Source organism: Streptomyces sp. NPDC090032, from assembly GCF_044748025.1.
In the GTDB taxonomy this organism is placed as follows: domain Bacteria; phylum Actinomycetota; class Actinomycetes; order Streptomycetales; family Streptomycetaceae; genus Streptomyces.
Map to the genome: position 1 here is coordinate 313,903 of NZ_JBIVFF010000009.1, position 22,980 is coordinate 336,882.

A 22,980-nucleotide genomic window follows, 5' to 3' on the forward strand; every position below is an offset into this window, starting at 1 on the left:
TCGGAGCCCACTGTGCGGGGGCTCCGGCCGTCCGCCTTTCCGGACCCGCCGTTTGACGGCAGGCCCGGCGGACCCTTGTCCCTCCAATGCCACTGCGGGTGACCCGATCGGTGCGCGAGGGGTGGTCGCGTTGCCGGATTTCGGGTACATACGACCGAGTAGCACCCGTCGGTAGTCGATGCCGAACGGCCCCTACTCGCGACGAGGTGAGCCCTCATGGCGGCCCCAACTTCCCAGCAGCCATCCGTATCGGAACGCGAGGCCCGGCAGGTCGCCGAGGCCGCGCGCGAACAGGGCTGGCGCAAGCCGAGCTTCGCCAAGGAGCTCTTCCTCGGGCGCTTCAGCCTGGACCTGATCCACCCCCATCCACAGCCGGCGGACGAGGACGTCCGGCGCGGCGAGGAGTTCCTCGCCAAATTGCGTAACTTCTGCGAGACCCGGATCGACCCGGCCCGCATCGAGCGCGAGGCGCAGATCCCCGACGACGTGATCAACGGGCTCAAGGAGCTCGGCGCCCTCGGCATGAAGATCGACATCAAGTACGGCGGCCTCGGCCTCACGCAGGTCTACTACAACAAGGCCCTCGCCCTGGTCGGCACCGTGAACCCCGCGATCGGCGCCCTGCTGTCGGCCCACCAGTCCATCGGTGTGCCCCAGCCGCTGAAGATCTTCGGCACCCAGGAGCAGAAGGACAAGTTCCTGCCGCGCTGCGCCAGCACCGACATCACCGCGTTCCTGCTGACCGAACCCGACGTCGGCTCGGACCCGGCGCGCCTCGCCACGACCGCGGTGCCCGACGGGGACTCGTACATCCTCGACGGCGTGAAGCTGTGGACGACGAACGGCGTCGTCGCCGATCTGCTCGTCGTCATGGCGCGGGTGCCGAAGGCGGAGGGGCGCAAGGGCGGCATCACGGCCTTCGTCGTGGAGGCCGACTCCGAAGGGATCACGGTCGAGAACCGCAACGCCTTCATGGGCCTGCGCGGCCTGGAGAACGGCGTGACCCGCTTCCACCGGGTCAGGGTCCCGGCCGCGAACCGCATCGGCCCCGAGGGCGCCGGCCTCAAGATCGCCCTCACCACCCTCAACACGGGCCGGCTCTCGCTGCCCGCGATGTGCGTGGGCGCGGGCAAGTGGTGCCTGAAGATCGCCCGCGAGTGGTCGGGCGCACGCGAGCAGTGGGGCAAGCCGGTCGCGTTCCACGAGGCGGTCGGCGAGAAGATCTCGTTCATCGCCGCGACGACCTTCGCCCTCGAAGCCGTCGTCGACCTGTCCTCGCAGATGGCCGACGAGGACCGCAACGACATCCGTATCGAGGCCGCCCTCGCCAAGCTCTTCGGCTCCGAGATGGGCTGCCTGATGGCCGACGAGCTGGTCCAGATCCGCGGCGGCCGCGGCTTCGAGACCGCTGAGTCCCTCGCGGCGCGCGGCGAACGCGCCGTCCCCGCCGAGCAGCTCCTGCGCGACCTGCGCATCAACCGCATCTTCGAGGGCTCGACGGAGATCATGCACCTCCTCATCGCCCGCGAGGCCGTGGACGCGCACCTGTCCGTCGCCGGTGACCTGATCGACCCCGACAAGTCCCTGTCCGACAAGGCGAAGGCGGGCGCGAAGGCCGGCGGCTTCTACGCGCGCTGGCTGCCGAAGCTCGTCGCCGGACCCGGCCAACTCCCCAACTCCTACAGAGAGTTCCACCCCGCCGGCCACGCCGACCTGTCCGGTCATCTGCGCTACGCCGAGCGCTCGGCGCGCAAGCTGGCCCGCTCCACCTTCTACGCCATGTCACGCTGGCAGGGAAAGATGGAGACCAAGCAGGGTTTCCTCGGCCGGATCGTCGACATCGGCGCCGAACTCTTCGCGATGAGCGCGGCCTGCGTGCGGGCCGAGCACCTGCGCGGCAGCGGCGAACACGGCCGCGAGGCGTACCAGCTCGCCGACGCGTTCTGCAGCCAGTCCCGCGTCCGCGTCGACGAACTCTTCGGGCGCCTGTGGCACAACACCGACGAGATGGACCGCAAGGTCACCAAGGGCGTCCTCGGCGGGTCCTACACCTGGCTGGAGGAGGGCGTCATCGACCCGAGCGGCGATGGGGCGTGGATCGCGGACGCGACCCCCGGCCCCTCGAAGCGGAAGAACGTCCGCCGCCCCATCCGCTGAACCGTGCCCCGGGGCCCGTGGGAATCTTGCTCACCGCAAGGACCACGGGCCCCGGGGGAGACGGCAGCCATGCGCGACGAGCGCAAGTACCGCAACGACCTGGAACGACGGTTCCTCGACAACGCGCTGAAGATGCGCACCCGCGGTTTCTGGCTGCTCGTCGTCGCCGCGCTGCTGTGGCTGTACGTCCTGGCCCGGCTCCTGCTGCCGCCGGGCTTCCTCCTCGCGTCCGGCAGTGAACACGGCGCCGGCTGCGACGACCCCCTCCTCTTCGAGGAGATCCGCAGCAGCTACGACGACGGCATCTCCAACGCCTGCGTCCTGGAGCCCTGGCCGACGATCTTCGCCGTCCTCGCGCTCTCGGTCCCCATCGGGACGGCAGGCGCAATCCTCTACGTGCGCGGCGTCCTCAGCGCCAACCTCAGTCACTACGTCCGATCCATGACCGGGCACTGAATGGGCCCGCCGCCTTGCCACAAACGGCGACGAGGCGGACATTGGGTGCAGGGGAGGTGTTTTTGTGCCGGGTGCCGGAATCGATCGCATCACCTCCAGGATCATGCGCGCGGGCGAAGGCAGAATCCTTCGCACGCTCCAGCGCGTCGCCGACCAGGTCAACTCGGTCGAGGACGACTTCCGCGCGCTCGCCGACGCCGAACTCCAGGCCCTCACCGCCGAGTTCAGGCAGCGCCACGCCGACGGCGAGAGCCTGGACGACCTCATGCCCGAGGCGTTCGCCGCCATCCGCGAGGCCGCGCGCCGCACGCTCGGCATGCGCCACTTCGACGTACAGCTGATGGGCGGCGCCGCGCTCCACCTCGGCAACATCGCCGAGATGCAGACCGGCGAGGGCAAGACCCTGGCCGCGACCCTGCCCGTCTACCTCAACGCCCTGGCCGGGAAAGGCGTCCACCTCGTCACGGTCAACGACTACCTCGCCGAGCGCGACGCCGCCTGGATGGGCCGGGCCTACCGGTTCATGGGCCTCACCGTCGGCGTCGTCAGGGCCGACATGGACCCGGCCGACCGGCGCGCCGCGTACGCCTGCGACATCACGTACGGCACCAACACCGAGTTCGGCTTCGACTACCTGCGCGACAACATGGCGTGGTCGAGGGACGAACTGGTTCAGCGCGGCCACCACTTCGCGATCGTCGACGAGGCGGACTCGATCCTCATCGACGAGGCCCGTACGCCCCTGATCATCTCCGGCCCGGCCGACCAGCCCACCCACTGGTACGGCGTCTTCGCGGGACTGGTCCGGAACATGAAGGGCGTCCGGGTCCAGGACGAGAACTTCACGAGCCAAGTCGACAAGGACCGGCTCGCCGTGCTGCGGGCCACGTACGACTACGAGTACGACCCGAAGAAGCGGACCGTGGCGATCCTGGACCGGGGGGTCACGTACCTGGAGGACCAGCTCGGCATCGAGAACTTCTACGAGGCGGCCCACACCCCGCTCGTCGGGCACCTGAACAACGCGCTCAAGGCCAAGGAGCACTTCAGGAACGACAAGGACTACGTCGTCATCGACGGCGAGGTCCTCATCGTCGACGAGCACACCGGCCGCATCCTCATGGGCCGCCGCTACAACGAGGGCCTGCACCAGGCCATCGAGGCCAAGGAAGGGGTGGACATCAAGGACGAGAACCAGACGCTCGCCACGATCACTCTGCAGAACTTCTTCCGCCTTTACACCAAGCTCGGCGGTATGACCGGCACCGCCATGACCGAGGCCGCCGAGTTCCACCAGATCTACAAGCTGCATGTCGTGCCCATCCCCACCAACCGGCCGATGGTCCGCCGTGACGACCCCGACCTGATCTACCGCACCGAGAGCGCCAAGTTCGACGCGATCGTCGAGGACATCGCCGAGAGGCACGCCACCGGCCAGCCCGTCCTCGTGGGCACCACCTCCGTGGAGAAGTCCGAGCTCCTGTCTGAACAGCTCCACAGGCACGGCATCCGGCACGAGGTCCTCAACGCCAAGAACCATCGCCGCGAGGCCCAGATCGTCGCCCAGGCCGGCCGCAAGGGCGCCGTCACCGTCGCGACGAACATGGCGGGCCGCGGCACCGACATCATGCTCGGCGGCAACCCCGAGGCGATGGCCGCCGCCGCACTCGAAGAACTGGAAGAACTGGACGAACTGGACGAACTGGAAGAACGCAGCCCCGCCGAGGACGACGACCCCGACCGGCGCCGTGCCGTCGAGGAGCGCGTCACCGCGGCCGCCGCCGCCGAGCACGACGAGGTCAAGGAACTCGGCGGGCTCTACGTCCTCGGCACCGAGCGGCACGAGTCCCGGCGCATCGACAACCAGCTGCGCGGCCGCTCGGGACGCCAGGGCGACCCCGGGGCGTCCCGCTTCTACCTGTCCCTGGAGGACGACCTGATGCGCCTGTTCCGCGCCCAGGTCGTCGACCGGGTCATGGCCATGGCGAACGTCCCCGCGTCCGTGCCCATCGAGAACAAGATGGTCACCCGCGCCATCGCCTCCGCCCAGTCCCAGGTCGAGCAGCAGCACTTCGAGTCCCGCAAGGACGTCCTCAAGTTCGACGAGGTGCTCAACCGGCAGCGCACCCTCATCTACCGCGAACGCCGCCGCGTCCTGGAGGGCGAGGACCTGCGCGCCCAGGTCCTCCTCTTCATGGACGAGACCGTCGCGGCGTACATCACCCACGAGACCGCCGAGGGCTACCCGGAGGAATGGGACCTCGACGTCCTGTGGGCCGCCTTCCACGAGCTCTACCCGTGCGGCATCACCGCCGACGAGCTCGACGAGGCGGCAGGCGGGCGCTCCGAGCTGACCGCGGACGCCCTCGTCGCCGCCGTCACCGAGGACATCCACGCCCGCTACGAGGAGCGCGAGAGCGAGCTCGGCGCCGACGCCCTGCGAGACCTGGAACGCCTCGTCGTCCTCGCCGTCCTGGACCGCAAATGGCGCGAACACCTCTACGAGATGGACTACCTCCGCGACGGCATCGGCCTGCGCTACACGCTCGGCCGCGAGCCGATCTTCGAGTACGAACGCGAGGGGTTCGACCTGTTCACGGCCATGATGGACGCCATCAAGGAGGAGTCCGTCGGCTACGTCTTCAACCTCGACACCACCGCCGACGCGTCGCCCTCCGACGCCCTCGACGCGGCCCGGCGCCCCGACCGTCTCCGCTTCAGCGCGCCCACCCTGGACACCGCCGGGGGCAGACAGGAAGGCGACTTCAACACCGTCCCCGACGAGGACGCACCGCAGGACGCACCGCGCGACGCGGAGCCGCCTGGACCCGCCCCGCGGCCGTCCGCCTGAGCGAAGGGCCGCCGCCTGCGCAGGCGATGGCGAACCGTCTGCGGAGGCGATGGTGAAGCGCCGGGGGACGCGCTGTCCGAGGCGCCCGGAGACCACGCCACAATGGGGGGCATGAGCGACAGCGCATCCCCCCTCGCGGACCCGCACCTCGTCTACGACCCCGCCGGCACGGACGGCCCGCGGGACGTCGTCATCCTCGGCTCCACGGGCTCGATCGGCACCCAGGCCATCGACCTGGTGCTGCGCAACCCCGACCGCTTCACGGTCACGGCGCTGTCCGCCGCGGGCGGCCGGGTCGGCCTGCTCGCCGAACAGGCCAGGCAGCTGCGCGTCCGCACCGTCGCGGTCGCCCGCGAGGACGTCGTGCCCGCCCTGCGCGAGGCCCTGAGCGCGCAGTACGCCGACGGCGAGCCGCTCCCCGAGATCCTGGCCGGACCCGACGCGGCCACCCAGCTCGCCGCCTCGCCCTGCCACACGGTGCTCAACGGCATCACCGGATCCATCGGCCTCGCCCCGACCCTGGCCGCCCTGGAGGCCGGGCGCACCCTGGCCCTCGCCAACAAGGAGTCGCTCATCGTCGGCGGCCCCCTGGTCAAGGCGCTCGCGAAGCCGGGCCAGATCATCCCGGTCGACTCGGAGCACGCCGCGCTCTTCCAGGCCCTCGCGGCCGGCAAGCGCGCGGACGTCCGCAAGCTCGTCGTCACCGCGTCCGGCGGCCCCTTCCGGGGACGGACGAAGGCGGACCTCGCACACGTCACACCCGAGGACGCGCTCGCGCACCCGACCTGGGCGATGGGCCCGGTCATCACCGTCAACTCCGCGACCCTCGTCAACAAGGGCCTGGAGGTGATCGAGGCGCACCTCCTCTACGACATTCCGTTCGAGCGGATCGAGGTGGTCGTGCACCCGCAGTCCTACGTCCATTCCATGGTCGAGTTCACGGACGGCTCCACTCTCGCCCAGGCCACCCCGCCCGACATGCGAGGACCCATCGCCATCGGCCTCGGCTGGCCCGAGCGGATCCCCGACGCGGCACCCGCGTTCGACTGGACGAAGGCGTCGAACTGGGAGTTCTTCCCCCTCGACACCGAGGCCTTCCCCTCGGTCGGGCTCGCCCGGCACGTCGGCGAGCTCGCGGGTACGGCCCCGGCAGTGTTCAATGCCGCAAACGAGGAGTGCGTGGACGCGTTCCTGAACGGCGCGCTGCCGTTCAACGGCATCATGGACACCGTCACGAAGGTCGTCGAGGAACACGGCGCGCCTTCGGCCGCGGCATCGGGAACTTCCCTGACCGTCGCGGACGTCCTCGAAGCGGAGACCTGGGCACGCGCCCGGGCCCGTGAACTGACCGCACAGGCGACATCGACCGCGGAGGCTCGTGCATGACGACCTTGATGATGATTCTCGGCATAGTCGTCTTCGCGATCGGACTGCTCGTCTCGATCGCCTGGCACGAGCTGGGACATCTGTCGACCGCGAAGCTCTTCAAGATCCGCGTGCCGCAGTACATGGTCGGCTTCGGCCCGACGATCTGGTCACGCAGGAAGGGCGATACGGAGTACGGCGTCAAGGCGATCCCGCTGGGCGGCTACATCCGCATGATCGGCATGTTCCCGCCCGGCCCGGACGGGAAGATCGAGGCCCGCTCCACCTCACCGTTCCGCAGCATGGTCGAGGACGCGCGGGCGGCGGCCTTCGAGGAGCTCCAGCCGGGCGACGAGACCCGCCTCTTCTACACGCGCAAGCCGTGGAAGAGGGTCATCGTGATGTTCGCGGGCCCCTTCATGAACCTGATCCTCGCGGTCGGCCTGTTCTTCACGGTCCTGATGGGATTCGGCATCACCCAGCAGACCACCACGGTCAGCTCGGTCCAGAGCTGCGTGGTCAAGCAGAGCGAGAACCGCGACACCTGCAAGAAGTCCGACCCCGCCTCCCCGGCCGCCGCGGCCGGACTGCGGGCCAAGGACAAGATCCTCTCGTTCAACGGCGTGAAGACCGACCGGTGGAGCACCCTCTCCGACGAGATCCGCGCCAACCCCGGCAAGTCCGTCGACATCGTCGTCCTGCGCGACGGCCAGGAGAAGGTCCTGCACGCCAAGATCGCCACCAACCAGGTGGCGAAGAAGGACAGCAGCGGCCAGATCGTCCAGGGCGAGTACATCAACGCCGGATTCCTCGGCTTCAGCGCATCGACCGGTGTCGTGCGCCAGGACTTCGGCGACTCCGTGACGTGGATGGGCGACAGGGTCGGCGACGCCGTCCACTCGCTCGCCGCGCTGCCCGGCAAGATCCCGGCCCTGTGGGACGCGGCCTTCGGCGACGGCCCGCGTGAGCCGGACTCGCCGATGGGCGTGGTCGGCGCGGCCCGTGTAGGCGGGGAGATCTTCAACCTGGACATCCCGGCGACCCAGCAGCTGGGCATGGCCCTGATGCTCGTCGCGGGGTTCAACCTGTCGCTGTTCCTCTTCAACATGCTGCCGCTGCTGCCCCTGGACGGCGGGCACATCGCCGGCGCCCTGTGGGAGTCGCTGCGACGGAATGTGGCGAAGGTCTTCAAGCGGCCCGACCCCGGCCCGTTCGATGTGGCGAAGCTGATGCCGGTCGCCTACGTCGTGGCCGGAATCTTCGTCTGCTTCACCGTCCTCGTACTGATCGCGGACGTCGTCAACCCGGTCAAAATCTCGTAGTCACCCATAGTTCAGAGAAAAAGGGACCGCGCGCCACGCGTCGAGCAGGGCGGTGGCGCGAGACGGGAGGGCGGCCAGGCATGCTCTGTGCCTGGCCGCCTACCTTTGGGTGGACTTCCGGACGTGATGTGCCCGGCGCCGGGCCGGTGCCGTAATCTCGAAGCCTGGAGCCCGCTCACCACGGGACCCCGATCCGTGTCTTCTTCTCGGGTCTCGATTCCACACCTTGGGGTTGCACAGCAGATGACTGCGATTTCTCTCGGCATGCCGTCCGTTCCGACCAAGCTCGCCGAGCGCCGCAGGAGCCGGCAGATCCAGGTCGGCACCGTGGCGGTCGGCGGAGACGCACCGGTGTCGGTGCAGTCCATGACGACGACCCGTACGTCCGACATCGGCGCCACGCTCCAGCAGATCGCCGAGCTCACCGCGTCCGGCTGCCAGATCGTGCGTGTGGCATGCCCCACACAGGACGACGCCGACGCCCTTGCGACCATCGCGCGGAAGTCGCAGATCCCCGTCATCGCGGACATCCACTTCCAGCCGAAGTACGTCTTCGCCGCCATCGAGGCGGGCTGCGCTGCGGTCCGGGTGAACCCGGGCAACATCAAGCAGTTCGACGACAAGGTCAAGGAGATCGCGCAGGCGGCCAAGGACCACGGCACCCCGATCCGCATCGGGGTGAACGCGGGCTCGCTCGACGCCCGGCTGCTCAAGAAGTACGGCAAGGCCACCCCCGAGGCGCTCGTCGAGTCGGCGCTGTGGGAGGCGTCCCTCTTCGAGGAGCACGGCTTCCGCGACATCAAGATCTCGGTCAAGCACAACGACCCGGTCGTGATGGTCAACGCCTACCGCCAGCTCGCCGCCCAGTGCGACTACCCGCTGCACCTCGGCGTCACCGAGGCGGGCCCGGCCTTCCAGGGCACCATCAAGTCCGCCGTCGCCTTCGGCGCGCTGCTCTCCGAGGGCATCGGCGACACCATCCGCGTCTCCCTCTCGGCCCCGCCGGTCGAGGAGATCAAGGTGGGCAACCAGATCCTGGAGTCCCTCAACCTCAAGCCGCGCCGCCTGGAGATCGTCTCCTGCCCGTCCTGCGGCCGCGCCCAGGTCGACGTCTACAAGCTCGCCGAAGAGGTCACCGCCGGCCTCGACGGCATGGAGGTCCCGCTGCGCGTCGCCGTCATGGGCTGCGTCGTGAACGGACCGGGCGAGGCCCGCGAGGCGGACCTCGGCGTCGCCTCCGGCAACGGCAAGGGCCAGATCTTCGTGAAGGGCGAGGTCATCAAGACCGTCCCCGAGTCGAAGATCGTCGAGACCCTCATCGAAGAGGCGCTGAAGATCGCCGAGCAGATGGAACAGGACGGCGTCGCCTCCGGCGAGCCCACGGTGGCCGTCGCCGGCTGACATGTTGTGACCTCGAGGCCCGTCGCCCCTCCGGGGACGACGGGCCTTGTCGTTGTGCGGGTGCGGCGCCGCCTCATCGATGAGATGCCCTGGCGAAGCCGGGCATCTCAGGGGCGCGGGGAACTGCGCGAGCAACCACAAGCCACCCGCACCCGCCCGACGACAGCAACCCGGCAGACGAACAGGCGCGGGGCCGCCGCAGGCAGGCCCCCTGAAACAGCCGCCTCCCCAGAGGCAGAGGCGCCGCACAATTCCGGCAGGTAAGGTGCGGAGACCAGCAGACCGTATGGTGAGGCCCCCGCACGTGTTGACTCAGACCACCACCCGGGTCCTCGAACCGAGTGACCTCGACGCCGCGCTCGCCGTGCTCGACCGCGAGTCGGTTGCCAATGCCTTCGTGGCGTCCCGCGTCCAGGTCGCGGGCCTCGACCCGTGGCGGCTGGGCGGCGAGATGTGGGGCTGGTACGAGGACGGGATGCTCGAGTCCCTCTGCTACGCGGGCGCGAACCTGGTGCCGATCTGTGCCACTCCGAGGGCCGTGCGCGGGTTCGCCGACCGGGCCCGCAGAGCCGGGCGCCGCTGTTCCTCCATCGTCGGCCCCGCCGAGTCCACCGCCCAGCTGTGGCGGCTGCTCGAACCGAACTGGGGTCCCGCCAGGGACGTTCGCGCCCAGCAGCCCCTCATGGTCGCCGACCGGCTCCCCGACGACATCGCCCCGGATCCGTATGTCCGCCGCGTCCGCAAGGACGAGATGGAGGCGATCATGCCGGCCTGTGTGGCGATGTTCACCGAGGAGGTCGGTGTCTCGCCGCTGGCCGGTGACGGTGGCCTGCTGTACCAGGCGCGGGTGGCCGAGCTGGTCGGCTCCGGGCGCTCGTTCGCGCGGTTCGACGAGCACGGCAAGGTGATCTTCAAGGCCGAGATCGGCGCCGCGACGATGCGGGCCTGCCAGATCCAGGGCGTGTGGATCGCCCCCGAACACCGCGGCCGCGGCCTCGCGGCCCCCGGCATGGCGGCGGTCATGCGCTATGCGCTCGCGGACATAGCACCGCTGGTCAGCCTGTACGTGAACGACTTCAACACCCCCGCGCGGGCCGCGTACCGCCGGGTCGGGTTCGAGGAAGTCGGCGCGTTCATGAGCGTCCTGTTCTGACGCTCTCGCGCGCTCCGGGTGGCAGCTGTCTCACATATTTGGCGCCATTTGACATTAGCGTCCCTTATGGACGATAAAGAAGCAGCTTTGGTTCAAGCTTCACCCAGTGTGAACAACTTCCGTGCGCACCGGTGTGGATGCTGATGGATTTCTACGCGAATGAGTGCCGCCATGCCCGACCGTGCCACTGACCCCTCCCAGGCCTGGGAGGAGTGGCGTGCCGAGCGGCACCGCTCCGTCACCGGCCCCACCGGGAACCTCGCCCTCGTCGAGACCCGCTGGCTGCCCGCGGGCGAGCGCCCCGACCTCACGGCCGCCCGCGCCGGACAGCGCGACAGTGTGAGCGTCACGACCGTCGAGCGCACCGACGTGGCGACCGGCGAGCCCGAGTACGCGCTGCGGTTCTGGGACGCCGAGTCCCCCGCGATCCGGAACTTCGAGCGCACCGACGCCTTCCCGTTCGACCCGGCCTGGGTCCTGGACGCCACGTACACCCCCGTGGAGGGCGCCCGCCGCGTCGCCTTCGAGCACATCCGGGACAACGGCGGCACCCGCGACCTCGCAGTCCCGGGCGACATCGCGCTCACCGTCGACGGCACCGACTACACGCTCAGCGCCTTCGACGACGACGGCACGCTGCTGCTCGTCTTCGGCGACCCGACCAACGGGTCGGCCACCTACGGCGCGGGCCGGTTCCTCTTCGTCGAGCACACCGGTGAGGGGCGGGTGCGGCTGGACTTCAACCGCGCGTTCGTCCCGCCCTGCGGGTTCTCCGATCAGTACAACTGCCCGATGCCGCCGCGGCAGAACCGCTTCCATCTGCCCGTCGAAGCGGGCGAGAAGCTCCCCGTCTTCCGCGCCGGCTTCGCCGACCAGCACTGATCTCCCGCGCGTCCCCCTCCACGCCCGCACGAAGGCAGCCCCATGAACCTCCCCAAGAAGCCCCTGTCCGCCGGTGTGCTCACCGTCGCCCTCGCCGTGACCCTCGCCGCGTGCGGTGGCTCCAGCGACAACAACAACAACAGCAACGGCGGCAGTGGCGCGTACGACAAGAACGCCACGGTCAACATCGGCTCCCTGTACGAGCCGCAGAATCTGGACAACACCGGGGGCGGCGGCCAGGGCGTCACCGAGGCGCTCAACGGCAATGTCTACGAGGGCCTGTTCAAGCTCACCGACGACGGCAAGGTCGAGAACCTGCTCGCCAAGGACTACAAGGTCTCCGGCGACGGGCTCACCTACACCTTCACCCTGCGCGACGGCGTGAAGTTCCACAGCGGCAAGGCGCTGACCGGCAAGGACGTCAAGTACAGCCTGGAGAAGGTGATCGCGCCGGACTCGCAGTCCGCGCGCAAGAGCAACCTTGAGGTCATCAAGTCGGTCGACACCCCCGACGCGAAGACCGTGAAGGTCACGCTGAAGCAGAAATCGATCTCCTTCGTCTACAACCTGTCCTACGTCTGGATCATCAACGACCAGGCGAGGAACCTGAAGACGACCGAGGACGGCACGGGCCCGTACAAGCTGGGCAAGTGGACGCGCGGTTCGGCGCTCGGCCTCGACCGCTTCGCCGGCTACTGGGGCACCGCCGCCACGAACAAGCAGGCCGTCTTCCACTACTACAAGGACGCGACCGCGCTGAACAACGCGCTCCTGACGAACGCCGTCGACGTCGTCACCAGCGAGCAGTCGCCCGACGCCCTCGACCAGTTCAAGTCCAACCAGAACTACAAGGTCAACGACGGCGATTCGACGACCAAGCTCCTGCTCGCCTTCAACGACAAGGCCAAGCCCTTCACGGACGTCAAGGTCCGCAGGGCCGTCTCGTCCGCGATCGACGACAAGAAGCTCCTGGAGTCCGTCTGGGGCGCCTACGGCAAGGAGATCGGGTCGATGGTGCCGCCCACCGACCCCTGGTACGAGGACCTGACCAAGGTCAACGCGTACGACCCCGCCGAGGCCAGGAAGCTGCTCAAGGAGGCCGGTTACGCGAAGGGCTTCAGCTTCACGCTGGACACCCCGAACTACGACCCGCACCCGACGGCCGCCACCTTCATCAAGTCGCAGCTCGCCAAGGTCGGCATCACCGTCAAGATCAACACGATCACGCCCGACGAGTGGTACACGAAGGTCTACAAGAACCACGACTTCTCGGCCACGCTCCAGGAGCACGTGAACGACCGCGACCTCGTCTGGTACGGCAACCCCGACTTCTACTGGGGCTACGACAACAAGCAGGTCACCAAGTGGGTCGAGGACGCCGAGAAGGCATCGTCGACGCAGGCGCAGACCGACCTCCTCAAGAAGGTCAACCGCAAGACCGCCGAGGACGCCGCCAGCGACTGGCTGTACCTGTACCCGCAGATCGTCGTCGCCGGCAGCAAGCTGTCCGGCTACCCGGTCAACGGCCTGAACTCGCAGTTCTTCGCATACGACATCAAGAAGGGCTGATGACCGGCTATCTCCTGCGCCGGCTGGCCTTCCTCGTCGTCTCCCTGGTCCTCGCGAGCGTCGTCCTGTTCGTCCTCCTGAGGATGCTGCCCGGCGACCCGGCGAACGCGCTCACCTCCGTGGGCGCCTCGCCGGAGCAGATCGCGGCGGCGCGGCACTCCATCGGCTCCGACCGACCGCTGCCCGAGCAGTTCACGCACTGGATAGGCCAGCTGGCGACGGGCGACCTCGGCACGTCCTTCGTCAGCTCGCTGCCCGTCGGACCCGAGGTCACCCAGCGTCTGAGCGTCACCGTGCCGCTGACCCTGTCCGCGTTCGTGCTCGCCGTGCTGATCGCGGTCCCGGCCGGCTTCGTCGCCGCGCACAAGCGCCGGACCTGGTACGGCGGCCTGCTCAGCGCGGTGTCCCAACTGGGCATCGCCGTCCCGGTGTTCTGGCTCGGCATGATCCTCATCGCCGCGTTCGCGCTGAACGCGGGCTGGCTGCCGTCCGGCGGCTTCCCGCCCGACGGCTGGTCCGACCCGGCACATGCGATCCGCTCCCTCGTGCTCCCCGTCGTCACCATCGCCCTCGTCATGTCGGCGTCCCTGATCCGCTACGTCAGATCGGCGACGCTCGACGTCCTCGACAGCGACTACCTGCGCACCTCGCGCGCCCTCGGCTCGTCCTTCGGACAGGCCATGTGGCGCCACGGACTGCGCAACGCCTCCGTGCCGGTCATCTCGGTCCTCGGCATCGAACTCGCGTCGACCCTGCTCGGCGCCGTCGTCGTCGAGTCCGTGTACGCGCTGCCGGGTCTCGGCTCCCTGCTCGCCACCGGCATCGCCCAGCACGACTACCCCGTCATCCAGGGCGTCCTGTTCGTCTCCACCCTCGCCGTGCTGCTCATCGGCTTCGCCGCCGACCTCGTGCAGCGGATCATCGACCCACGGCTGCGCCACCGGCTCTCGGGAGGTGCCCGATGAAGCGTTCCGCGACCCTGTGGACGGGATGCGTCCTCGCCGGACTCATCGCCCTCATCGCACTCGTCTCCCTCTTCTGGCTGCCGTTCGACCCCTCCGACACCTCCGGCGGACGGCTCGCCGGACCCGGCGCCGGACACCTGATCGGCACCGACAAACTCGGCCGCGACCTGCTGACGCAGCTCATGACCGGATCCAGGATCGCGATCGCGGCCGGGCTCGGCTCCGTCGTGATCGCGGCCGTCGTCGGCATCACGCTCGGCCTCGTAGCCGCGTTCGCCCAGGGCTGGTTCGACGACACGGTCTCGGCCCTGCTCGACATCCTCATCGCGTTCCCGACGCTGCTGCTCGCCATGCTCATCGTCTCGGCCCGCTCGGCGACCCTCACCTCGGCCGTCCTCGCGATCGGCCTCGCCCAGAGCGCGATCGTCGCGCGGCTGACCCGGATCCTGGCCAAACGCGTCCTCGCGCAGGACTACATCACCGCGTCCCGCACCTCCGGCACCTCCTGGCCGCGGATCGTCGGCGCGCACGTGCTGCCCAACATCTGGCCCACGCTCGCGGTCAACCTGGCGCTCCAGTTCGGCCTCGCCGTCCTCGCCGAGGCGAGCCTGTCCTACCTCGGCCTCGGCGCCCCGCCACCCAACGCCTCGTGGGGGCGCATGCTCCAGGAGGCCCAGGCGACGTTCACGACCGCACCGGCGGGCGCCCTCGCGCCCGGCATCCTCCTCGTCCTGCTCGTCATCGGCGTCAACCTCGTCGCCGACGGCCTGCGCGACACCTTCGACCCGGCCCGGCGCAGGAGGACGGCGGCATGAGCCTGCTCGACGTACGCGACCTCACCATCCGCACGAGCGACGGCCGCGCCCTCGTCTCCGACCTCAGCTTCTGCGTCGACCGGGGCGAACGGCTCGGCCTCATCGGCGAGTCCGGTTCCGGCAAGTCACTCACCACCCTCGCCGTGCTCGGCCTGCTGCCCGACGGGATGACCGCCACCGGCAGCGTCGAACTCGACGGCACCCAGATCGTCGGCGCGAGCGAGAAGCGGCTCGTCGGCATCCGGGGCAGCGCCGCCGCGATCGTCTTCCAGGAGCCGCTGACCGCGCTCGACCCCCTGATGCGCGTGGGCCGGCAGCTCGCCGAACCGCTGCGCCGCCGCCGCGGCCTCAAGGGCGACGCGCTCCGCAAGGCCGTCACCGAAGCCCTCGAACAGGTCAGGCTGCCCGAACCCGGGCGCATCGCCCGCGCGTTCCCGCACGAGATCTCCGGCGGCCAGCGCCAGCGCGTGGCCCTCGCCATGGCGCTCGCCTGCGAGCCGGACCTCCTCATCGCCGACGAGCCGACCACCGCGCTCGACGTCACCGTGCAGTCCGAGATGCTCGTCCTGCTCGACACCCTCGTCGGGGAGCGCGGGATGGCCGTCCTCTTCGTCAGCCACGACCTGGCCGTCGTCTCACGCGTCACCGACCGCGTCCTCGTGATGAAGGACGGGCGCGCCGTCGAGGACGGGACGGTACGCGACCTGGTGCGCGCGCCCCGGCAGGCGTACACGAAGGCGCTCGTCGACAGCGCGCGGAAGCTCGAATCCGCCCTGGACCTGGGAGAGCCCCGATGACCGCCGTACTCGAACTCGACTCGGTCGGACACACCTACCGGGGGAGCGCGACCCCCGTCGTCGAGGACGTCTCCCTCACCGTCGAAGCGGGCCACAGCCTCGCGCTCGTCGGCGAATCGGGGGCCGGCAAGACGACCCTGCTCCGGCTCCTCCTCGGCCTCGCCCGCCCCACCACCGGAACCGTCCGCTTCGACGGGGACCCCCTGCGGCTCGGCGACCGCGAGCAGATGCGGCGCTTCCGCCGCTCCGTGCAGTGCGTCTTCCAGGACCCGTACGCGTCCCTCGACCCGCGCCGGCGCGTCAGCCGCATCGTCGCGGAGCCGCTGCGCTCCCTCGGCGTGGCCACCGGCGCCGCCGCGCACGCGAAGGTCGCCGAGGCCCTCGAACAGGTCGGACTCCCGGCGGACGCGGCGTCACGCTACCCGCACGAGTTCTCCGGCGGGCAGCGCCAGCGCATCGCCATCGCCAGGGCCACCGTCTGCGACCCACGCGTCCTGCTCGCCGACGAACCCGTCAGCGCCCTCGACGTCACCACCCGCGTCAAGGTCGTCGACCTGCTCGGCGAACTCAAGCGGGAGCGGGGCCTGACCATCGTCATGGTCTCCCACGACCTGTCCGTGGTGGCCGCCCTGTGCGAACGGACCGCCGTACTCGAACGCGGACGCGTCGTCGAGCAGGGCGAGACCCGTGACGTGCTCGGATCGCCCGAACACCCCTACACGCGGCGGCTGCTCGACAGCGTTCCCAGGCTGCCCGTTTGATCAGCTGAGCGCCGCCGGACGGCCCTGTAGTCTCCCCGTCATGACCCAGGACGACGTCGTCACCATCGGGCCTCTCGACCTCGCGGAACACGTGGACGAGGCACTGGCCGTGCAGGCGTACGCCTTCGGCCTGAGCGACGACGAGATCGCCGTGCGCCGCCAGATCGTGCTGCGGCACCTCACCTATCCCGGAGCGCGCGCCCTCGGCGCCCACACCGCGGGCGGCCGGCTCGTCGGCTTCGTCTACGGCATGCCGAACGACCGCGCCCACTGGTGGTCCACGGTGGTGGAGCCCTATCTGCGCACGCGCGCGCTGGACGCGTGGCTCGACGACTCCTTCGTGATCACCGAGCTGCACGTCCACCCCCGCTACCAGAACCGCGGGATCGGCCGCTCCCTCATCACGACCATCACGGACAGCGCCGCCGAGCCCAGGTCGATCCTGTCCGCCATCGACTTCGACAGCCCGGCCCGCGGCCTGTACCACTCCCTCGGCTACGAGGACCTCGCCCGGCAGGTGCTCTTCCCCAGCGCTCCACGGCCCTACGCGGTCATGGGCGCGCCGCTTCCGCTGCGTCGCTGAAGGCAGCCGATTTCCGGGCGCGGGACGGACCCGGCTAACCTCCTGCACATCCCTACCTTTCGCAGCAGGAGTCAAAATCATGGCCCAGGTCCAGCGCATGTCCCGGTTGATGGTCAAGACACTGCGTGACGACCCGGCCGACGCCGAGACGCTCAACCACAAGCTGCTCGTCCGGGCCGGGTACGTGCGCCGCACGGCCGCCGGCATCTGGTCCTGGCTGCCGCTGGGCAAGAAGGTCCTGGAGAACGTCGCCCGCGTGGTCCGCGAGGAGATGGACGACATGGGCGGCCAGGAGGTCCTGCTCCCGGCCCTGCTGCCCAAGGAGCCCTACGAGGCGACGGGACGCTGGGAGGAGTACGGCCCCGAGCTGTTCCGCCTCAAGGACCGCAAGGGCGCGGAGTACCTCCTCGGCCCGACCCACGAGGAGATCTTCACGCAGCTGGTCAAGGACCAGTGCTCGTCCTACAAGGACCTGCCCGTGATCCTCTACCAGATCCAGGCGAAGTACCGCGACGAGGCCCGCCCGCGCGCCGGCATCCTGCGCGGCCGCGAGTTCCTCATGAAGGACTCGTACTCCTTCGACACCAGCGACGAGGGCCTGGCCGAGTCGTACGCCCTGCACCGCGAGGCGTACATCAAGATCTTCGAGCGCCTCGGCCTCGACCACCGCATCGTCTCCGCCGTGTCCGGCGCGATGGGCGGCTCGGCCTCCGAGGAGTTCCTCGCCCCGGCCCCGGCCGGCGAGGACACCTTCGTCGACTGCCCGTCGTGCGACTACGCCGCCAACACCGAGGCCGTCACCTTCGCCGCCCCGGTCCCCGCGAGCGCCGAGCACCCGGCCGTCGAGGAACTCGACACCCCCGACACCCCGACCATCGAGACCCTCGCCGCCCACCTCGGTGTCCAGGCCTCGGAGACCCTGAAGAACCTCCTGGTCAAGGTCGACGGCGAGATCGTCGCCGTGGGCGTTCCCGGCGACCGCGAGGTGGACCTCGGCAAGCTCGGCGAGCACCTCTCCCCGGCCGTCGTCGAGCTCGTCACGGCCGAGGACTTCGAGGGCCGCGACGACCTCGTACGCGGTTACGTGGGCCCGCAGGGCCTGGAGAAGGTCCGCTACATCGCCGACCCGCGCATCGCCGCCGGCACGGCCTGGATCACCGGCGCCAACAAGCCCGGCAAGCACGCCAAGAACGTCGTCGCGGGCCGCGACTTCGAGGTCGACGACTACCTCGACGTCGTCGTGGTCGAGGCGGGCGACCCCTGCCCCAAGTGCGGCACCGGCCTGCGCCTGGACCGCGCCATCGAGATCGGCCACATCTTCCAGCTCGGCCGCAAGTACGCCGACGCCTTCCAGCTCGACGTCCTCGGCAACCAGGGCAAGCCGGTCCGCGTGACCATGGGCTCGTACGGCATCGGCGTCTCCCGCGCGGTGGCCGCCCTCGCCGAGCAGACCGCGGACGACAAGGGCCTGTGCTGGCCCAAGGAGATCGCCCCGGCCGACGTCCACGTGGTCGCCGCCGGCAAGGCCCTCCAGACGGAGCTGGCGCTCGACGTGTCCCAGAAGCTGGGCGCCGCCGGAGTCCGCGTCCTGGTCGACGACCGCGCCGGTGTCTCGCCGGGCGTGAAGTTCACCGACGCCGAGCTGATCGGTGTCCCGCAGATCCTCGTCGCGGGCCGCCGTTCGGCCGAGGGCGTCGTGGAGCTGAAGGACCGCAAGACCGGTGAGCGCGAGGAGCTGACGGTCGAAGAGGCCATCGCGCGCCTCACGGCCTGATCCGCGAGCACTGAGGGCCGGGACGCCATGTCCCGGCCCTCAGACGTGCCTGCGTGAGAACGGGCGTGGTCAGAGCCAGCTCGCGAACTCCAGCAACAACTCCGCATCCCGACCGCGCCCCACGCGCAGTGCCCGCACACCGGACTCCACCGCGCGGAACAGCGTCCAGCCGCGCAGCCGCTCCTGGTCCACCTCGAGGGACTCCGCGAGCCGCTTCACGCGACGCCGCGTCGTCGCCGCACCGGACGGCGACGCGATCAGGTCCTCCACCCGGTCCCTCACGAGCCGTGCGAGATCGAAGGCGCACTCGCCGACCACCGGGTCGGGCCCGACCGCGAGCCACGGCGTCCGCTCCCCGGCCAGCACCTTGCTCTGCCGGAACGTCCCGTGCAGCAGCCGCACCTCCGGCGGCGCCACGAGCAGCTCGTCCCGAGCCGTGAGCGCCGCGTCGACCAGGGGCGCGACGTCCGGCTCCGCGGCGGCGGTGGCCCGCATCGCCTCGGCCTGACGGCCCGTCCGGTGGGCGACCGTCTCGCAGGAACGCCAGGACGGCGGGTCCACCCACAGCCTGCGCAGCGTGCCGGCCGCCTCCAGCAGTGCCTTCGCCTCGGGCAGCGAACGCACCGACACCTCGGGATGCAGGCGCTCCAGGAGCAGGTCGCCGCCGTCGCCGAGGAGCTGCACCGCCCCGAAGCCGTTCCAGTGCGTGAGCGCCGCGTGCTCGGCCTCCGGGCGGAAGCGCTCCGGCGCCAGTTTGAGGACGGCGGGCGTTCCGTCGGCCCGCCGCACCAGGACGACGAGACTGCTGCGCCCGCCCGGTACGTGCACCCGCTCGACCGTCAACTCAAGCCGCTTCACGGCCTCTTGAAGAATCCCGGCCGGCCCGGCCAGCCTCGCCAGCCACGCGGACGCCCCGTCGTCGCGCACCTCACCGAGCGCGTTGACCAGCCGCTTCGGCGGTTCGAAAGACATGCGCGAGTAACTCCCTTTCCCGTGACCGTCACCGTCCCCGTGACCGCGGACCGTACGTGTGACCGTGCCGGCTACGCCTGCGGTGTCGCGGACGCTTCGGGCGCCGCGGACCGCTCGGCGAGACCAGGGAAGGCTACGCTGCCGCCCCGCCACCGCACCGCCCGCACCGCCGCCTCCCGCAGCGCGTCCGCCGCCCCGCGGCGCCGCGCGCCCTCGGAGGCCCGCACCAGGTCCGAGTAGACCCCGGCGATCCGGTCCTCGATGTCCGCCGCGAGCCGCGCCGCCGCCGCCGAGTCCGGCACGGGGAAGGGCAGCGCGTAGGCGCCGGCGGACGGCGCGGGCTCGCCGCCGAGGTCACGGACCGTGCGCCGCAGGTCGTCACGGCGCGCGCGGTGCGCGTCGTACGCGGTGCGCGCCTCGGGCCTGCGCCCCTCGCCGACCCGCCCGCCGACCACGCCGTAGCCGTACACGGCCGCGTGCTCGGCGGCCAACGCCGCCTGGACCGCGGCGAGGAGCTGCTTGTCGCCGTCGTCCTTGTCGCCCTTGTCGTCTTCGTCGCGCAGGTCGGCCATGTCAGTCCTTCGTCAGCAGGTACGCGTGGCCGGCGCCCGCGGCGGCCACCGAGGCGAGCAGCCGCGCCAGTTCGGCGGGGGCGTCGACCAGGGCGGCCGCACGACGGTCGGCGAGTTCCCGCTCGGCCGCCGCCAGCGCCCGCACCGTGTCCTTCTCGGACGCCGGTGAGGCGGACGGCGACGGGGGCGGGGAGACCGAGGCCGGTGCCGCCGGGCGGGCCGGCGCACCGAAGCTCTTCGCGTGCCGGGCCACCTCGTCCCGCAGTGGGCCGAGCCGTGCTGCCAGGGCCGGATGGGCCGCGAGCGCGGCCTCGTACCGGTCGAGCAGGTCGCCGCTGTCCCGGGCCGCGCGCGCCTTGATCCGCTGACCGGCGGACACGCTGCGCGCCCCCCTGGCACCGTCGGACGCGGAGTCCTCACCGTCGGAACAGCCGGTCAGGAGCGCGGCCCCGGCCACCGAGGCCAGCAGGCTCCTTCTACGCGGCCCCGCGGGGGCCCCAGTGGTCAACGGCACGGCAGACGTCCTCGGCAGGAAGGATGGCAGGAAGGATTCAGCAGGTGCGGCGGGCGGCAGGCCCAATGATCACCGTACCTTCGGCCCCCGCCGGGTGGACGGCAACACCCCCCTGGACCGGATACCCTTTGACCTGACGCACGACGAGACCACAACAGCACACGCGGCCGAGGAGTCACCCGGATGAGCACCACCCAGAGCGAGAGGCTGCGGTCACTACTGGAACCGCTCGTGAGCTCTCAGGGCCTCGATCTCGAAGAGATCGAAGTGGCATCGGTCGGACGTAAGCGAGTGCTGCGAGTCGTCGTCGATTCCGATTCCGGAGCAGATCTGGACCAGGTCGCCGATGTGAGCCGCGCGCTCTCGGCGAAGCTCGACGAGACGGACGCCATGGGCGAGGGCGAGTACGACCTGGAGGTCGGCACCCCCGGCGCCGAGCGGCCGCTGACCGAGCACCGGCACTACGTGCGCGCGGTCGACCGCCTGGTGAAGTTCCAGCTGGCCGACGGCGCCGACACCGAGCTCGTCGCGCGGATCCTGAAGGTCGACGACGAAGGCCTGGACCTCGAGGTGCCCGGCGTGAAGGGGCGCAAGCCCACCGCCCGCAGGCTCACCTTCGACGACATCGCCAAGGCGCGTGTCCAGGTCGAGTTCAACCGTAAGAACAAGAACGAAGAGAATGCAGAGGAGGCGTAGCCGTGGACATCGACATGAGTGCCCTGCGGGGTCTGGTGCGGGAGAAGGAGATCTCCTTCGGTCTCCTTGTCGAGGCGATCGAGTCGGCCCTCCTCATCGCCTACCACCGCACCGAGGGAAGCCGTCGCCACGCGCGCGTGCACCTCGACCGTGAGAGCGGACATGTGACGGTGTGGGCGAAGGAGGACCCGGCGGACCTCGAAGAGGGCCAGGAGGCCCGGGAGTTCGACGACACCCCGTCCGACTTCGGCCGCATCGCCGCGACGACCGCGAAGCAGGTCATCCTGCAGCGGCTGCGCGACGCCGAGGACGACGCGACGCTCGGCGAGTACGCCGGCCGCGAGGGCGACATCGTGACGGGCGTGGTTCAGCAGGGCCGCGACCCGAAGAACGTGCTCGTCGACATCGGCAAGCTCGAGGCCATCCTGCCGGTGCAGGAGCAGGTCCCGGGCGAGGAGTACCAGCACGGCATGCGCCTTCGCTCGTACGTGGTGCGCGTGGCGAAGGGTGTGCGCGGTCCTTCCGTGACCCTGTCGCGCACGCACCCGAACCTGGTGAAGAAGCTGTTCGCGCTCGAGGTCCCCGAGATCGCCGACGGTTCCGTGGAGATCTGCGCCATCGCGCGCGAGGCCGGGCACCGTACGAAGATCGCGGTCCGCTCGACCCGCTCGGGCCTGAACGCCAAGGGCGCCTGCATCGGCCCGATGGGCGGCCGTGTGCGCAATGTCATGGCCGAGCTCAACGGCGAGAAGATCGACATCGTCGACTGGTCCGACGACCCGGCGGACATGGTGGCCAACGCCCTGTCCCCGGCGCGCGTGTCCAAGGTCGAGGTGGTGGACCTCGGCGCCCGCTCCGCGCGGGTGATCGTGCCGGACTACCAGCTGTCGCTCGCCATCGGCAAGGAGGGCCAGAACGCCCGCCTCGCCGCGCGGCTCACCGGCTGGCGGATCGACATCCGTCCGGACACCGAGCAGCAGCCGGCGGAGTAGCCACCACAAAGATCACGACAACAACCGTTCGATTTTTGCCCCAAAGGGGTGAGGTCGGTGCGGGGAGGTAGACTTAAGCGTGTCTGGCCGGACGCATGCCCGTGCATGCCCAGAGCGCACGTGTGTGGGATGCCGGGAGCGGACGGCCAAGAGCGATCTGCTGCGCATCGTGGTGATCGAGGGTGAATGTGTCCCCGATCATCGCGGTACGCTGCCCGGCCGGGGTGCGTATGTGCACCCCGCCCTGGTCTGTCTCGACCTGGCGGTCCGCCGCCGGGCGTTCCAGCGGGCGTTCAAAGCCCCTGGACCGTTCGATACGGAGGCCCTGCGCCACCGCGTCGAGCAGGTAACACCGTAGAACGTGCCGTACGGGACCCCGTGCG

At 70.2% G+C, this 22,980-nt stretch carries 21 protein-coding genes; 18 read left to right on the forward strand and 3 right to left on the reverse strand.

From position 1 onward, the window contains the following. Positions 1–216 precede the first annotated feature (216 nt). The 15 genes from ACIPWY_RS24195 to ACIPWY_RS24265 all read left to right on the forward strand — a co-directional run bounded on the left by ACIPWY_RS24195 (position 217) and on the right by ACIPWY_RS24265 (position 18,851). The gene (locus ACIPWY_RS24195) at positions 217–2,157 is read left to right on the forward strand and encodes an acyl-CoA dehydrogenase family protein (protein WP_362908679.1); all 1,941 of its coding nucleotides are present in this window, start codon (positions 217–219) and stop codon (positions 2,155–2,157) included. Positions 2,158–2,226: 69 nt separating this feature from the next. Continuing rightward, positions 2,227–2,613 carry a hypothetical protein gene (locus ACIPWY_RS24200; protein ID WP_362908678.1) on the forward strand — a complete coding sequence of 129 codons (387 nt, stop codon included), beginning with the start codon at positions 2,227–2,229 and terminating at the stop codon, positions 2,611–2,613. A 103-nt stretch (positions 2,614–2,716) separates the two neighbouring features. Next, complete coding sequence (gene secA, locus ACIPWY_RS24205) at positions 2,717–5,464, forward strand: preprotein translocase subunit SecA (RefSeq protein WP_401534896.1); 2,748 nt, start codon at positions 2,717–2,719, stop codon at positions 5,462–5,464. Positions 5,465–5,575: 111 nt separating this feature from the next. Continuing rightward, positions 5,576–6,850 (forward strand): 1-deoxy-D-xylulose-5-phosphate reductoisomerase, encoded by a 1,275-nt coding sequence (gene dxr, locus ACIPWY_RS24210; RefSeq protein ID WP_362908675.1) that lies wholly within the window; start codon positions 5,576–5,578, stop codon positions 6,848–6,850. A gap of 8 nt (positions 6,851–6,858) precedes the next feature. Next, positions 6,859–8,151 carry a site-2 protease family protein gene (locus ACIPWY_RS24215; protein ID WP_362908717.1) on the forward strand — a complete coding sequence of 431 codons (1,293 nt, stop codon included), beginning with the start codon at positions 6,859–6,861 and terminating at the stop codon, positions 8,149–8,151. A 243-nt stretch (positions 8,152–8,394) separates the two neighbouring features. Beyond that, positions 8,395–9,552: a flavodoxin-dependent (E)-4-hydroxy-3-methylbut-2-enyl-diphosphate synthase gene (ispG, locus tag ACIPWY_RS24220; RefSeq protein ID WP_326773875.1), complete on the forward strand. Its 1,158-nt coding sequence runs from the start codon at positions 8,395–8,397 to the stop codon at positions 9,550–9,552. Positions 9,553–9,856: 304 nt separating this feature from the next. Continuing rightward, positions 9,857–10,705 carry a GNAT family N-acetyltransferase gene (locus ACIPWY_RS24225; protein WP_393705058.1) on the forward strand — a complete coding sequence of 283 codons (849 nt, stop codon included), beginning with the start codon at positions 9,857–9,859 and terminating at the stop codon, positions 10,703–10,705. 159 nt (positions 10,706–10,864) lie between these two features. Continuing rightward, positions 10,865–11,587 carry a DUF1684 domain-containing protein gene (locus ACIPWY_RS24230; protein WP_393705060.1) on the forward strand — a complete coding sequence of 241 codons (723 nt, stop codon included), beginning with the start codon at positions 10,865–10,867 and terminating at the stop codon, positions 11,585–11,587. Between the two features lie 42 nt (positions 11,588–11,629). Next, the gene (locus ACIPWY_RS24235; RefSeq protein WP_401534902.1) at positions 11,630–13,156 is read left to right on the forward strand and encodes an ABC transporter substrate-binding protein; all 1,527 of its coding nucleotides are present in this window, start codon (positions 11,630–11,632) and stop codon (positions 13,154–13,156) included. After that, positions 13,156–14,121: an ABC transporter permease gene (locus ACIPWY_RS24240; RefSeq protein WP_393705064.1), complete on the forward strand. Its 966-nt coding sequence runs from the start codon at positions 13,156–13,158 to the stop codon at positions 14,119–14,121. Before ACIPWY_RS24235 ends, ACIPWY_RS24240 begins: the two co-directional genes overlap by 1 nt. Next, positions 14,118–14,936 carry an ABC transporter permease gene (locus tag ACIPWY_RS24245; RefSeq protein WP_362908671.1) on the forward strand — a complete coding sequence of 273 codons (819 nt, stop codon included), beginning with the start codon at positions 14,118–14,120 and terminating at the stop codon, positions 14,934–14,936. Before ACIPWY_RS24240 ends, ACIPWY_RS24245 begins: the two co-directional genes overlap by 4 nt. After that, complete coding sequence (locus ACIPWY_RS24250; protein ID WP_362908670.1) at positions 14,933–15,733, forward strand: ABC transporter ATP-binding protein; 801 nt, start codon at positions 14,933–14,935, stop codon at positions 15,731–15,733. Before ACIPWY_RS24245 ends, ACIPWY_RS24250 begins: the two co-directional genes overlap by 4 nt. Then, positions 15,730–16,494 (forward strand): ABC transporter ATP-binding protein, encoded by a 765-nt coding sequence (locus ACIPWY_RS24255; RefSeq protein WP_362908669.1) that lies wholly within the window; start codon positions 15,730–15,732, stop codon positions 16,492–16,494. Before ACIPWY_RS24250 ends, ACIPWY_RS24255 begins: the two co-directional genes overlap by 4 nt. A 40-nt stretch (positions 16,495–16,534) precedes the next feature. Further along, positions 16,535–17,077: a GNAT family N-acetyltransferase gene (locus tag ACIPWY_RS24260; RefSeq protein ID WP_383882493.1), complete on the forward strand. Its 543-nt coding sequence runs from the start codon at positions 16,535–16,537 to the stop codon at positions 17,075–17,077. Positions 17,078–17,156: 79 nt separating this feature from the next. Further along, a complete protein-coding gene (locus ACIPWY_RS24265; protein WP_362908667.1) occupies positions 17,157–18,851 on the forward strand; it encodes a proline--tRNA ligase in 1,695 nt (564 codons plus the stop codon). Between the two features lie 69 nt (positions 18,852–18,920). Here the strand turns inward: ACIPWY_RS24265 and ACIPWY_RS24270 are convergent, their stop codons facing one another. From ACIPWY_RS24270 to ACIPWY_RS24280, 3 genes are all read right to left on the reverse strand, one after another. Beyond that, positions 18,921–19,823, reverse strand: coding sequence for an aminoglycoside phosphotransferase family protein (locus tag ACIPWY_RS24270; protein WP_362908666.1), 903 nt, complete (start codon positions 19,821–19,823; stop codon positions 18,921–18,923). Positions 19,824–19,894: 71 nt separating this feature from the next. Next, positions 19,895–20,395, reverse strand: coding sequence for a DUF4439 domain-containing protein (locus ACIPWY_RS24275; RefSeq protein WP_393705068.1), 501 nt, complete (start codon positions 20,393–20,395; stop codon positions 19,895–19,897). Between the two features lies 1 nt (position 20,396). Beyond that, positions 20,397–20,909, reverse strand: coding sequence for a hypothetical protein (locus tag ACIPWY_RS24280; RefSeq protein WP_393705070.1), 513 nt, complete (start codon positions 20,907–20,909; stop codon positions 20,397–20,399). Positions 20,910–21,092: 183 nt separating this feature from the next. Between ACIPWY_RS24280 and rimP the strand changes: the two genes are divergently transcribed. From rimP to ACIPWY_RS24295, 3 genes are all read left to right on the forward strand, one after another. Next, a complete protein-coding gene (gene rimP / locus ACIPWY_RS24285; RefSeq protein ID WP_227297568.1) occupies positions 21,093–21,605 on the forward strand; it encodes a ribosome maturation factor RimP in 513 nt (170 codons plus the stop codon). 2 nt (positions 21,606–21,607) lie between these two features. Further along, complete coding sequence (gene nusA / locus ACIPWY_RS24290; protein ID WP_383882479.1) at positions 21,608–22,597, forward strand: transcription termination factor NusA; 990 nt, start codon at positions 21,608–21,610, stop codon at positions 22,595–22,597. A gap of 79 nt (positions 22,598–22,676) precedes the next feature. After that, positions 22,677–22,955 (forward strand): YlxR family protein, encoded by a 279-nt coding sequence (locus ACIPWY_RS24295; protein ID WP_116509242.1) that lies wholly within the window; start codon positions 22,677–22,679, stop codon positions 22,953–22,955. Positions 22,956–22,980 lie beyond the last annotated feature (25 nt).